The sequence below is a fragment of the Bacillus sp. EKM202B genome (assembly GCF_011066025.1).
Taxonomy (GTDB): domain Bacteria; phylum Bacillota; class Bacilli; order Bacillales; family Bacillaceae_G; genus Bacillus_A; species Bacillus_A toyonensis.
Genome location: NZ_JAAMNK010000005.1, coordinates 205,317 through 219,004 on the forward strand (window position 1 = coordinate 205,317; position 13,688 = coordinate 219,004).

14 protein-coding genes are annotated in these 13,688 nt (G+C 37.0%); all 14 read right to left on the reverse strand.

What is annotated here, in order from left to right; all coding sequences use genetic code 11:
• Positions 1-21 precede the first annotated feature (21 nt).
• The 14 genes from G9F74_RS09355 to G9F74_RS09420 all read right to left on the reverse strand — a co-directional run bounded on the left by G9F74_RS09355 (position 22) and on the right by G9F74_RS09420 (position 13,387).
• Positions 22-1,533 (reverse strand): tetratricopeptide repeat protein, encoded by a 1,512-nt coding sequence (locus tag G9F74_RS09355; RefSeq protein WP_000517712.1) that lies wholly within the window; start codon positions 1,531-1,533, stop codon positions 22-24.
• A 145-nt stretch (positions 1,534-1,678) separates the two neighbouring features.
• Positions 1,679-2,185: an acyltransferase gene (locus tag G9F74_RS09360; protein WP_001255057.1), complete on the reverse strand. Its 507-nt coding sequence runs from the start codon at positions 2,183-2,185 to the stop codon at positions 1,679-1,681.
• 17 nt (positions 2,186-2,202) lie between these two features.
• The gene (gene ppaX / locus G9F74_RS09365) at positions 2,203-2,853 is read right to left on the reverse strand and encodes a pyrophosphatase PpaX (RefSeq protein ID WP_001166730.1); all 651 of its coding nucleotides are present in this window, start codon (positions 2,851-2,853) and stop codon (positions 2,203-2,205) included.
• A gap of 67 nt (positions 2,854-2,920) precedes the next feature.
• The gene (gene lgt, locus G9F74_RS09370; RefSeq protein ID WP_000924230.1) at positions 2,921-3,733 is read right to left on the reverse strand and encodes a prolipoprotein diacylglyceryl transferase; all 813 of its coding nucleotides are present in this window, start codon (positions 3,731-3,733) and stop codon (positions 2,921-2,923) included.
• 24 nt (positions 3,734-3,757) lie between these two features.
• Positions 3,758-4,687, reverse strand: a complete 930-nt coding sequence (hprK, locus tag G9F74_RS09375) for an HPr(Ser) kinase/phosphatase (protein WP_001127251.1) — start codon at positions 4,685-4,687, stop codon at positions 3,758-3,760.
• 156 nt (positions 4,688-4,843) lie between these two features.
• Entirely contained in the window at positions 4,844-5,224 is a 381-nt protein-coding gene (locus G9F74_RS09380) for a phage holin family protein (protein WP_001267312.1), read from the reverse strand.
• A 114-nt stretch (positions 5,225-5,338) separates the two neighbouring features.
• Positions 5,339-5,788, reverse strand: a complete 450-nt coding sequence (locus G9F74_RS09385; protein WP_000394320.1) for a DUF4275 family protein — start codon at positions 5,786-5,788, stop codon at positions 5,339-5,341.
• A gap of 59 nt (positions 5,789-5,847) precedes the next feature.
• Positions 5,848-8,718: an excinuclease ABC subunit UvrA gene (gene uvrA, locus G9F74_RS09390; RefSeq protein WP_000030980.1), complete on the reverse strand. Its 2,871-nt coding sequence runs from the start codon at positions 8,716-8,718 to the stop codon at positions 5,848-5,850.
• An 11-nt stretch (positions 8,719-8,729) separates the two neighbouring features.
• Positions 8,730-10,706 (reverse strand): excinuclease ABC subunit B, encoded by a 1,977-nt coding sequence (uvrB, locus tag G9F74_RS09395; protein WP_000401005.1) that lies wholly within the window; start codon positions 10,704-10,706, stop codon positions 8,730-8,732.
• Between the two features lie 151 nt (positions 10,707-10,857).
• Positions 10,858-11,289, reverse strand: coding sequence for a DUF4362 domain-containing protein (locus G9F74_RS09400; RefSeq protein WP_000151995.1), 432 nt, complete (start codon positions 11,287-11,289; stop codon positions 10,858-10,860).
• 45 nt (positions 11,290-11,334) lie between these two features.
• Positions 11,335-11,955: a hypothetical protein gene (locus G9F74_RS09405; protein WP_000025216.1), complete on the reverse strand. Its 621-nt coding sequence runs from the start codon at positions 11,953-11,955 to the stop codon at positions 11,335-11,337.
• On the reverse strand, positions 11,952-12,713 hold the full coding sequence (locus tag G9F74_RS09410) for a MerR family transcriptional regulator (protein WP_000268449.1): 762 nt from the start codon (positions 12,711-12,713) through the stop codon (positions 11,952-11,954). The genes G9F74_RS09405 and G9F74_RS09410 overlap by 4 nt, the downstream gene beginning before the upstream one ends.
• A 100-nt stretch (positions 12,714-12,813) precedes the next feature.
• Positions 12,814-13,041: a hypothetical protein gene (locus G9F74_RS09415; RefSeq protein WP_016107236.1), complete on the reverse strand. Its 228-nt coding sequence runs from the start codon at positions 13,039-13,041 to the stop codon at positions 12,814-12,816.
• Between the two features lie 148 nt (positions 13,042-13,189).
• The gene (locus G9F74_RS09420; protein ID WP_000538368.1) at positions 13,190-13,387 is read right to left on the reverse strand and encodes a helix-turn-helix transcriptional regulator; all 198 of its coding nucleotides are present in this window, start codon (positions 13,385-13,387) and stop codon (positions 13,190-13,192) included.
• Positions 13,388-13,688 lie beyond the last annotated feature (301 nt).

The window sequence follows — 13,688 nt, forward strand, 5'->3', positions numbered from 1 at the left end:
TTTCCCAATGATTTGCTTATACTATGTGTGCGTACGCTTAACAACTTGCACATACTTTCGAACAGTCGCTACAGATACATTATATACATCTCCAAGCTCCGACTGTGTCATCTTATTTCCTTGTTCGCCGCGCACAATATATTCAATTGCCGCCGACCAACCGTACACGTTTGTAAAAACAGACCCGGATGTATATAAACGTATGAACGTACAAAACCAAAAGTGTAAACACTCTTCGATTAGTTCATCGTCCTTTTTCGTATAATTATATAATGCGTCCGCGATTCGCGCGCATTGTTCAAATTGCTGTAAATCAGCAGGAATACCTTTATGACTATTAAGTAAAAAGAAATACTTTGCAAGTTGCGATACAATTGGAACACCATTTTTCACTTGCGTTACATCAAAAAAGAATCCGACCTTCTCTGGTGTTGACAATTCATTCATTAAATATAAAGCTAGCATTTGCTCCTCTAGCGTCGCACTTTGCTGAAATGACTTTTGTAATTCTTCAAACAACACGTTTTGCCCTTCATCCGCTAAATTTAGTGCGTTCCACGGCTCTTTTCCTTTTTTATCAGGGTGCAATTCTACTACATGTTGCCACATTTTTTCAGCTACTTGCTGATTTTTCACCATATACGCAGAATACGCAAACCAATAATAAAAACTTACGTCTCCCTCATATCCTTGACGCTTTAATACTTTGAACCACTTATATGCATGCTCGAAATAACCAATTGTTGCAAGGGTCGTTCCAAGTTTCAAACGATGTTCAAATGAAATCGGATATACTGAAACTAGCTGTCCCGCTAATGCTTCTACTTGTTTATGTTCCCCAATTGAATATAGAAAAATAAGCGTATTACAAAGCGCATGTATATTACCAGGATTTTTCTCTAAAATCATTTCCGTTAATTTCAACGCTTTGTCTACATTACCAGATTGAAAATGTGCGATGGCTAAATTATTATGACCCGACCAAAATTCCGGATAATCTTTCGTAACAATTTCTAATGTAGCAATTGCTTCTTCTAATTGTCCATTACGAATATAACGATTTGCCTCTTCTTGCATAACAATTAAATCATCTTCATCCTCAATCTCTTCCGCACCCATTGCTTCTTCTTCCATAATCTCAAGCAATTCTAATGTATCTTCTACAAATTCCTTCTCTTTCGCAACTTCTAAATATCGATCCGCATACTTCTTCGCTTGTTGAAATAAACCCATATATGCATAATTATTTGCAATAAAATAATAGCATTGTTCAAGTTCAGGGTTGGATCTAGCAAGCTTTAGAAATATCTGATTCGACTCTTGGTATTCACCAGCCTCAGATAACGCTATTGCTAATTGGCATAAAATAAACGGCTCCTTCTCGCTTTGTGCCGCTCTTCGAAAATATTTAATTGCATCTTGCAATTTTTGTCCTTTGTAAGCCCTCATCCCTTTTTTATAAAAGAAGTCCGCTAATTGGTTAAAAGAGATAACTTGTCCGTTCTCCTTATATATCCTTTGATTTTTCCCCATATATCCTCCAGTTTTTTGTTTTCTTCGCTCACACATTCTTCTATCTATAAGTATAAACGATTCCGTAAAAAACAAAACAGTATATTATACTCAATTATTTCCTTTTTATTCATAAAAAAAGAAAAGAAATGTTACATTTTTAGCATCAACCTTCTCGGGCCGCCATTTCCTCTTTCGTATAAATAATACGCATTGGATTTCCACCTACGAAAGCGCCGCTCGGTACATCTTTATGGACAAGTGTTCCAGCCGAAACAATGGCGCTATCTCCAATCCTTACCCCTGGTAAGATTGTCGTGTTCGCTCCAATCATCACTTCATTCCCTATGACGATCTCTCCAAGTCGATATTCACGAATCAAATATTCATGTGCTAAAAGCGTTGTATTATATCCGATAATTGAATTGTCACCCACAGTAATTTTTTCGGGAAACATAATATCCGGCATAACCATAAGTGCAAATGATGTTTTTCCTCCTACTTTCATTCCTAAAAACGTACGATATAACCAATTCTTCACAGATAAAAATGGTGTGTAACGTGCAATTTGAATAATAATAAAGTTTTTCATTACCTTCCAAAAAGACACGGTTTTATACACATTCCATAATGAATTCTCTCCTGAAACAGGATAGCGCGTTGTCCGTCGCACTTAACCCTCTCCTCTACTTATGATCGGTTAATACCGGACAAAATCGGCAGTAAATCACTCATTTTATCTAGCATAAAGTCTGGTTTGTAAGATTCTAAATACGCTCTACCTTTCAAAGTCCATGAAACCGCAGCTGTTTTCGTACCCGCATTTTGTCCGCCGACAATATCATGGTGATTATCCCCAACCATCACTGTTTCTCCTGGTTTCGCATCTAGTAACTCGAGCGCTTTTTGAAGTGGTTCTGGATGTGGCTTCACATGTTCCACATCATCAATTGTCACGACAACATCAAAAAACTCATCAAGCTTTGACAACTTTAATCCCATCTCAACGGTTTGTCTCGCTTTCGTTGTAACAATACCAACTTTATAACCTTGTTTTTTCAACTCTTGAACTGTTTCGTATACAGTTTCATATTCCTCTACTAATTCATCATGATGCTCATGGTTAAATTGACGATAACATGTAATCATCTCTTCAACTTTATTTTCATCAATCTTGCTGAAAGTATCATGCAAAGATGGACCGATAAATGGCAGCACATCTTCACGCTTATATTGATCTGGATAATATGTATTTAAAGTGTGTAAAAAAGAAGAAATAATAAGTTCGTTTGTATTAATTAAAGTTCCATCTAAATCAAATAACACTGTATTTATTTGCATCGCCCTAGTCCTTTCGCTTTCCTGAATATGAAAGAAGCAGCATCTTATAATAAGATGCTACTTGTCTCTAATTTTCTGAATATCTTTTATCAGCTTGCCCCATTTTTCGTCTCACAATAATGAAAATAATAGAAATAACAACAAGTCCAATTGACATTACTTGTGCAATACGAAGTGGTCCTAGCATTAAACTATCTGTACGTAAGCCTTCTACGAAGAAGCGCCCTACTGAATACCAAATTAAATATGTAAAGAATAATTCCCCGCGTCGTAAATTCACTTTTCGTAGTGCGAGTAATAAAATGACACCTGCAAAATTCCATAATGATTCATATAAAAACGTCGGGTGATAATACACACCCTCGATATACATTTGATTAATAATGAAATCTGGTAAATGAAGACCTTCTAAAAACTGTCTCGTTACTTCATCACCATGCGCCTCTTGGTTCATAAAGTTTCCCCATCGGCCAATTGCTTGTCCTAATAAAATACTCGGCGCAGCAATATCCGCCAACTTCCAGAATGAAAGCCCGCGTCGTTTTGCAAAAAGAATACCTGTAATAACAGCCCCGATTAAACCACCATGAATCGCCAAACCACCTTGACGAATATTAATAATTTGACTCGGATTTTGCGCGTAATATTCCCATTCAAAAATAACATAGTACATTCTCGCAAATAGAATAGCGATCGGTACTGCAATTAATACAAGGTCAACAAATGTATCTTTTGGAATACCTAGCCTTTCTCCCTCACGAGTTGCTAGCCAAAGACCTAATAGCACACCTGTACCGATAATAATCCCATACCAATAAACAGGAAACGGCCCAAGTTGGATGGCTACGCGGTCAAGCTGTGGTACAGAACCTAACAGCATATGTATGACCTCCCTCTCCAAAGTTTACTCCTGATTCCCTAACTCAATCGCACTCATTAATCGTTCAGAAAACTGTTGTGCCGCATTGACTCCCATACGTTTCAAACGGAAGTTCATTGCTGCTACTTCAATAATAACAGCCAAGTTTCGACCAGGGCGAACTGGAAGTGTAATCTTCGTAAGTTCTGTATCAATAATCTTCATCTTCTCTTCATCAAGACCTAAGCGATCATAATTTTTCTTTTGATCCCAAATTTCAAGATTAATAACAAGTGTAATACGCTTATAATTTCGCACTGCCCCTGCACCGAATAACGTCATAACGTTAATAATGCCTAGACCACGAATTTCTAATAAATGCTCAATTAAATCTGGTGAGCTTCCTACTAATGTGTCTTCATCTTCTTGGCGAATTTCTACACTATCATCCGCAACAAGGCGATGGCCACGCTTCACAAGTTCAAGAGCTGTCTCACTTTTACCAACACCACTTTGACCTGTAATTAAAACACCAACACCGTAAATATCTACTAATACACCATGAACAGCAGTTGTTGGTGCTAACTTACCTTCTAAATAATTTGTTAAACGACTTGATAATCTCGTTGTCGTTTGAGAAGAACGTAATAAAGGCATGCCTGATTCACGTGATGCTTGTAATAACTCATCTGGTACATCTTGATTACGAGTTATAATAATACATGGCGTCTCCTCGGTACAAAGCGCTTTCATTCTCTCTTGTTTTTGCTCTGTCGTTAACGTATCAAAGAACGTAAGCTCCGTTTTTCCAAGAAGCTGCACGCGATCAGCTGGATAATATGTAAAGAATCCTGCCATTTCAATTCCAGGTCGTGATAAATCACTTGTATCAATCGGACGATGAATTCCTTCTTCACCACTTATTAACTCCAATTGAAATTGTTCAATTAAATCTTTTGTCCTTACTTTTGGCATATGTATAAACCTCCACTCCGCTGCGGGTTCAGTCTCGTTTGATGTAAAATTCCATTCTACCGGATATTGTACCATTTTTTTCTGGAAACAAGAAATACGGTTTCTCATAAATAGAAAAAAACATTTCATACGAATGATGAAATGTTTTTCTTTTTGTCATTTTCTCTTTTTTTCATATAACGGTTCAACAATTGCCTTTTCAATTATCATATTAAAAATAGAAATACAAATTGCCGCAATAATTGCTACGCCAAACCCTGTTATATTAAAAGCATCTCCTAATAATGAATCTGTTATTTTTAACGTAATCGCATTAATAACAATTAAGAAGAACCCGAACGTTACAACAGTAATTGGTAGCGTAATTAAAATTAAAAATGGTTTTACAAACACATTTAAAACCGCCAATATAATACTCGCAATAATTGCAGTTTGTATATTTGCTACGTAAAACGCGTCTGGTGCAATCCCTTTTAAAAGTCCCGATACAGCGATTAACACAACGCTATTTACAAGAAGTGATACAATCCATCTCATTTTCTTACACATCCTTTTGACATATATATTTCATCATACGCTAATAGACAATAAACGCAAGTATCATACAAACACTTATATCAACTTATTCTACCCTTCATGCTTGTATACCTACTAACATCTCCTAGTAAAATAAGGACCACACCATCTATCTTCATGAGTTTTTACAAAAGTCCAAGTGAAATCTTTATCTACAATATATATATCACCTTTATACATATCATCTGTTTCACGTAATATATCATCCATACTTAATAAACTCGCATCTTTTATTAGTAGTACATCATTACAGTGTTGATAGAAGATATAGCACTCCTTTTTCACTTCATTATGAAACGCGTTCTCCGCTTCTTTCCCCTCTAAACACTTCTTCTTCTCATAACTAAATATGTGCCAAAGATACCCACAGCCATACTTATCTCCATAAAGGAAAATGTCTTCTTTTTCTTCATCACTTAAATGGTTTGCAAAATGCTCCTCCCAGCGCTTGCGAAAATAAACACCCCAATTTTGAAACTCTCTTACCTTCATATTTTTCTTTCTTAAAACATCTATAAACTCCATTTTCTCCCCCTATGAACGAAAAACCGAGTGTCATTTCCACTCGGTTTTTCGTAATAAACTTATTGCGATAGCTCTACTTCTTTTATTTTCTCTTTCATTCTTGCTTTATCACGATTTAAAATCTCTTTTAAATACTTACCTGTATACGAGCGTTCTTCTTTTACTACTTGCTCTGGCGTTCCAGAAGCGACGATTTGTCCACCTTTGTCCCCGCCCTCTGGTCCAAGGTCAACGATATAATCAGCTGTTTTAATTACATCTAAATTATGTTCAATTACAAGTACCGTCTCACCACTCTCTACAAGACGTTGCAACACTTCTAGAAGACGTGCAATATCATGTGCATGTAAACCCGTCGTTGGTTCGTCTAAAATGTATAACGTACGCCCTGTAGAACGACGGTGTAATTCAGAGGCTAATTTCACGCGCTGTGCTTCACCACCTGATAACGTCGTTGCCGGCTGTCCTAATTTCATATAACCTAGCCCAACGTCTACAAGCGTTTGAAGTTTACGCTTAATTTTTGGGATATTAGCGAAGAACTCTACCCCATCTTCAATTGTCATTCCTAATACTTCAGAAATGTTCTTATCTTTATATTTCACTTCTAACGTTTCACGGTTGTAACGTTTACCATGACAAACTTCACACGGCACGTATACGTCTGGTAAGAAGTGCATTTCGATTTTAATAATTCCATCACCACGGCACGCTTCACAACGTCCGCCTTTCACATTAAAGCTAAAACGTCCTTTTTGATATCCGCGCACTTTCGCTTCATTCGTTTGAGCAAACACATCACGAATATCATCGAATACACCTGTATACGTCGCTGGGTTAGAACGTGGTGTACGACCGATTGGCGATTGATCAATATCAATTACTTTATCTAAATGCTCAAGACCTTTAATCTCTTTATGAGCACCTGGCTTCGCTTTCGCTTTATATAACTTTTGCGCTAACGATTTATATAGTACTTCATTAATCATCGTACTTTTACCTGATCCAGATACACCCGTTACCGCTACAAACGTACCAAGTGGGAATGACATCTTCGCATTCTTTAAGTTATTCTCTTTTGCACCGACAATCTCCACTTTACGTCCGTCACCTTTACGTCTTTCAAGTGGAACTGGAATAAACTCTTTACCGCTTAAATATTTTCCTGTTAACGAATTCTCATCTTGCATAACTTCAGCTGGTGTACCTGCTGATACAACTTGACCACCATGAATACCTGCACCAGGTCCGATATCAAGTAAATAATCAGCAGCCATCATCGTATCTTCATCATGCTCAACAACAATTAACGTATTTCCTAAGTCACGCATTTCCTGCAATGTACGAATAAGACGATCATTATCGCGCTGATGTAAACCGATAGAAGGCTCATCAAGGATGTAAAGTACGCCAGTGAGTCGAGAACCAATTTGTGTTGCTAGGCGAATACGTTGTGCCTCACCACCTGATAAAGTACCAGCCGCACGACTTAACGTTAAATAATCTAAGCCAACGTTTACTAAGAAACCTACACGTTCTTGAATTTCTCTTAAAATTAAATGAGCAATTTTTTGTTGTTTCTCCGTTAACTCAACATTTGAGAAGAATTCCTGTACTTCTTGAACAGAATATTTCGTTACGTCAGCAATCGTTTTATCACCAACGAAAACAGCTAAACTCTCAGGCTTTAAGCGTCCGCCTTTACACTTCGGACAAGCTTGCTCCGCCATATATTTCTCCATTTGTTCACGAACATAATCAGAACTCGTCTCACGATAACGACGCTCTATATTCGGAATAACACCTTCAAATAAAATCTCATTTTCCTTTACTTGACCAAATTCATTTACATAGCGGAAATAAACTTTCTCTTCACCGCTCCCGTACAACACTTTATCAAATAAATCTTTCGGTATATCTTTCACAGGCATATCCATGTCAACGCCGTAATGATTACACACAGATTGTAAAAGTTGTGGGTAATATTGTGAACTTGTCGGTTCCCAAGGAGCAATCGCATGTTCATTTAATGTTAAATCCCAGTTCGGAATGACAAGCTCTAAATCTACCTCTAACTTTGAGCCAAGTCCATCACAAGAAGGACATGCACCGAACGGACTGTTGAATGAGAACATACGTGGCTCTAATTCACCAATTGAAAAACCACAATGCGGACATGCATGATGTTCACTAAATAGAAGTTCCTCTTCTCCCATAACATCGATTAACACTCGTCCCCCGCCAAGCTTTAATGCACTTTCAAGAGAATCCGCAAGACGACTCGCAATTCCTTCCTTTACAACAATACGGTCAATTACAACTTCAATAGAATGCTTTTTATTTTTATCTAACGTAATCTCTTCTGACACATCTAGCATTTCACCATCAACACGTACACGAACATACCCTTGCTTCTTAATATCTTCAAGTACTTTCACATGTGCACCTTTACGTCCAGACACGATAGGAGCTAACACTTGTAATTTCGTACGTTCAGGATATTCAAGAACACGGTCTACCATCTGTTCCACTGTTTGTGATGTAATTTCAATTCCGTGATTTGGACAAATCGGCGTACCAATTCGTGCGAATAATAAACGTAAATAATCATAAATCTCCGTCACTGTCCCGACAGTTGAACGTGGATTACGACTCGTTGTTTTTTGATCAATCGAAATCGCTGGTGACAACCCTTCAATCGTATCGACATCCGGTTTATCCATTTGTCCTAAAAATTGGCGTGCATACGCAGATAACGATTCTACATATCTGCGCTGCCCTTCTGCATAAATTGTATCAAACGCTAATGATGATTTCCCTGAACCAGACAATCCCGTTACAACAACAAGCTGATTTCTCGGAATGGTTACATCAATATTTTTTAAGTTATGTGCTCTAGCACCTTTTACAACGATAAAATCCTTGCTCATGCTCACTCTTTTCACCCTTCCGCTTTTAATTCTAATAGTAAATCTCTTAATTCAGCTGCACGCTCGAAGTCTAACGCTTTTGCTGCTTCTTTCATCTCTGCTTCGATCTTAGCGATTGTTTTCTCACGTTCTTTCTTCGTCATCTTCTTAGCAGGAGTTGCTTCATATGTTTCCGGTTCTTCGGCCGCTGTCGTTGCACGGATTACATCACGAACGCCTTTTTGAATCGTTTTCGGCGTGATACCATGCTCTTCATTGTAAGCTTCTTGTATAGTACGACGACGCTGCGTTTCTTCAATTGCAATTCCCATCGATCTCGTTATGCGATCTGCGTACATAATAACGCGGCCGTTTTCATTACGCGCCGCACGACCAATCGTTTGAATTAACGAACGTTCTGAACGCAAGAATCCTTCCTTATCTGCATCTAAAATAGCTACAAGTGATACTTCTGGAATATCTAATCCTTCTCGTAATAAGTTAATACCGACAAGTACATCAAACTTACCAAGGCGAAGGTCACGGATAATTTCAATACGTTCTAACGTTTTAATTTCAGAGTGAAGATAGTTCACTTTAATTCCTACATCTTTTAAGTAATCCGTTAAATCCTCTGACATTTTTTTCGTTAAAGTCGTAATTAATACACGTTCATTTTTTGCAATACGATCTTGAATTTCTCCTAATAAATCGTCAATTTGACCTTCAATTGGTCGTATATCAATTGGTGGATCTAAAAGCCCTGTTGGACGAATAATTTGTTCTATTACCTCCGGTGACTGCTCTAATTCGTATGGTCCTGGCGTTGCCGAAACGTAAATAACTTGATTCGTTTTCTCTTCAAACTCATCGAACGTGAGCGGTCTATTATCTAAAGCTGATGGCAGACGGAATCCATGATCCACAAGTACTTGCTTACGTGCTTGGTCCCCGTTATACATTGCTCTTACTTGCGGCACTGATACGTGCGACTCATCCATAACAATTAAGAAATCCTTCGGAAAATAGTCTAATAACGTATACGGCGTTGCACCCGCTGGACGAAGTGTTAAATGACGGGAATAGTTTTCAATCCCTGAACAAAAGCCCATCTCGCGCATCATTTCTAAATCATAACGTGTACGTTGCTCTATACGCTGCGCTTCTAACAACTTACCATTATCATTTAATTCTTTTAAACGCTCTTCTAATTCTTTTTCTATATTTTCAATAGCAACCTTCATTTTTTCTTCACGTGTAACGAAGTGAGATGCTGGGAAGATTGCTACATGATCACGTTCTGCTAATACTTCACCTGTTAACGCATTTACTTCACGAATACGATCGATTTCATCACCGAAAAATTCAATTCGAATACAATGCTCGTCAAGTGATGCCGGGAAGATTTCAACTACATCTCCGCGCACACGGAATGTCCCACGCTTGAAATCAATATCATTACGTCCGTACTGTACATCAACAAGTTCACGAAGCAATTGATTGCGGTCTTTTTCCATACCAACTCGAAGTGAAACAACTAACTCGCGGTATTCTTCCGGAGAACCTAAACCATATATACACGAAACACTCGCAACGATAATTACATCGTCCCGTTCAAATAATGCAGACGTTGCTGAGTGACGCAATTTATCGATTTCATCATTAATTTGCGCATCCTTTTCTATAAAAGTATCCGTTTGCGGTACATACGCTTCTGGCTGATAATAATCGTAATAACTAACAAAATATTCAACTGCATTATTCGGAAAAAAATCTTTCAGCTCACTATATAATTGTCCTGCTAACGTTTTATTATGAGCCATCACAAGTGTTGGCTTCTGTACTTCTTTAATGACATTTGAAATCGTAAATGTCTTACCCGTCCCTGTCGCTCCAAGCAACACTTGCTTTTTCTTTCCACTATTAAGTCCCTCTACAAGCTTCTCTATAGCTACCGGCTGATCACCTTGCGGGGAATACGCTGAGATAATTTCAAATTGATGTTCCAAGTAAAATCCGACCTCCTCATAAAAATCTGTATTATTATTTTACCACGAATGCCCATAAAAAACCTAAAAAAACGAACAGATATTCGGTAAAATTTTCGACAATATATACATAGAAAAAGGAAGGAGTCAAAACTTCCTTCCTCTACTAACTCTATTTTTTAGGTACATATAATAAATCATATCCATTGCGCCCATTTTCATTCACACAGTCTATTAACCTATAAGCCGTTTGTAATTCACGCTGCTCTTTAACAATCCTTTTACAACTATCTTCATCTATATCTGTATGATTACCAGCAAATCGATCTTGCCTATTATCTAACATATGAATTATATCTGTTCCACTATACTCTAACGTTTGAAAAACCGGATCACCTTCATGTGTATAATGTACAATTCTTACTTTATCAACTTCCCCTTGTTCCACATTCAAAACGAACTTTTCAAATTTATCTAGATTAGAAGTTACTGCTTCCTTTACAATGACATCATTCTTCTTATCAATTGTAATGTTAGGTTGTGAGCATGCTACTAAACTAAAGAGAAGTAGGCATATAAAACCACTTCTTTTCCCTATTGTCATCCTCTCCTATAAGAATTATTTGTATACTGCAAAAGCTACTTTCCTCTACGAAAGTAGCTTTTCTTTCCCTTTCTCCTTCTTCGGAAAAATAACATATGAAAATGAAATTGCTGTATCAACTAAAAATATAATTGCCCACACTTGGCTCACGCGACTTGCAGCTTTATTTAAAACGATTCCCGATTCTAACCAATTTCCCCATTGTTCAAATGGAATAAATCCATACGCGAAGAAAAAGAATATATGCACACCAACGAATAAAACAAGATGTAATACCCAATTTTTCATTTCCTGCTTTGCATAGGCCATACCTGTTAATTCTATATGTTCTTCAATAACAGGCGCTGGTTCATTCCGCCATTTCGCAGCTAACTTTTGCACAAATATATCAAGCTTCTTCAAATCCTTTTTCCCGTAGAAGACCGCATACAATAAAATGATTACGGTAATAATCTGAAAGTTAGAAAACTTTCCTGTTTGATAATAGTCCACTACCCCTAAGGTTAAAATGAACACTTCATTTACGAGTAGTACAATCCCCATAATAAAGCTTGCCTTCTTCAAACGGAATCCGTAACGAAGTAAAAAGAAACCGATAGCCGATAACCAAAATACAATCTCTGCCCCAATTAAAAAGTACCAACGATATTCTGCGAGTATACTCATTTATCCTTCTCCTTTTCATCATATATACGAAAAGCTTCATCCATATATAATAAAAATTCTTCTTCGATTGGATACATGCTCATTTTCTGTGAATCTTCCTTCGATTTTCTAACTTCCCATAACTTATCTAAAAACGCTTCATCACCATTGGCCATTTCTAAACACTTCTGCATTAATCTCTTCATTGCCCCTTGCACCTCATCACTTGCAGTTTCTTTACCGTCTTTCATAAAAGTGCGTAATTGCTTTAATAAATCTACCCACTCTAACACATTGGGATCTTCCTCACTCATATTTGGCAAATTATGAAGCAACTTTTGTTCTTCCTTTGAAAATACTTCATTTTGAAATATTTCACGTATACGAGAAGACTGTTTCGAAAGCTGGATCAGTTCAAACATAACTTTCCAATCGAGCTCTCCCTCCACATCCACCGAATAAACAACTGCTTGTAAAACGCGCTCCATTCGATTGAATTTCTTTTGTTCTTCCTGTACAAACCGAAGTTGTTTTTCAAGCGAATCCTTTAAGTTAAGCTCACCTTTTACTAACATATTCGCAGACTCTTTTAGTGAAAATCCCATTTCTTTTAAAAATAAAATTTGTTGGAGACGTATTACGTCAGCTTCACTATATAAACGATGCCCGCCTTCTGTTTTCCCGCTCGGCTTTAATAAATCTATTTGATCATAATAACGTAATGTACGTACTGTTACCCCTGTCTCTCTCGTCAATTCTTGTATTGAAATCACTGCCATCACCTCTTCCCCTTCATTATAAAAGATGACGTTACGTAACTTTCAAGACTTTTGTAAAAAAAATACAAAAAGCTGTTTATACTCATTGTATAAACAGCTTTTACGGAAATAATCCTTTTTGTACAGCGCGCCCACAAAATAAAATAAGTGCTCCAACAACAACACTTGTTGCTGTTTTATGGTAATGAGTTGAAACTAATAAATAATACGATAAACCAACAGTACCAATCATAATACAAATACTTGGCACTGGATTACGAGAGAAATTTTGCATTCCCCAAAGAAGTGCAAAAATAGCTGTAGCGACACATAACACCGGTAATCCCATTCCGCTTCCCCTTTATATATCTATTTGCTAGTCTTTGTTAATACGCTCATTGATAACATACTAATTAATACCCCAAAACCAGTCCTTATATATTTAAACGTTTAATCTAATTGAAATCTCTCAAACTTATCATTTATTTCCTCTCCCCTTACTCCAGCGTAAAGATTTCCTCCACCTTCATCCCAAAATATTTGGCGATTTTTAGGGATAACTCTAGACTCGGATTGTAATGGTGATTTTCAATCGCTATAATCGTCTGACGCGTTACCTGCATCACCTTTGCCATTTCAACTTGTGTTATATGATTTTGCTTTCTTAATTCTTTAATTTTATTTTTCACACCCATAGGATCCACCTTCAAAAGTAAAGATATCTTTACTTGAATTATAAATATTTTCCAATTACAAGTAAAGATCATTTTACAAATTTTAGAAAAACATTCCACTGAACACCTTCTCTAACAAAGTACGATAGTAGTTAAGTTTATATCAGCGATTCTCCCAATATATCGACGTAACTCCATTTATATTGGCGATTTTCTAAATATATCAGCGCAACTCCATTTATATCGGCGATTTTCTAAATATATCAGCGCAACTCCATTTATATCGGCGATTTTCTAAATATATCAGCGCAACTCCATTTAT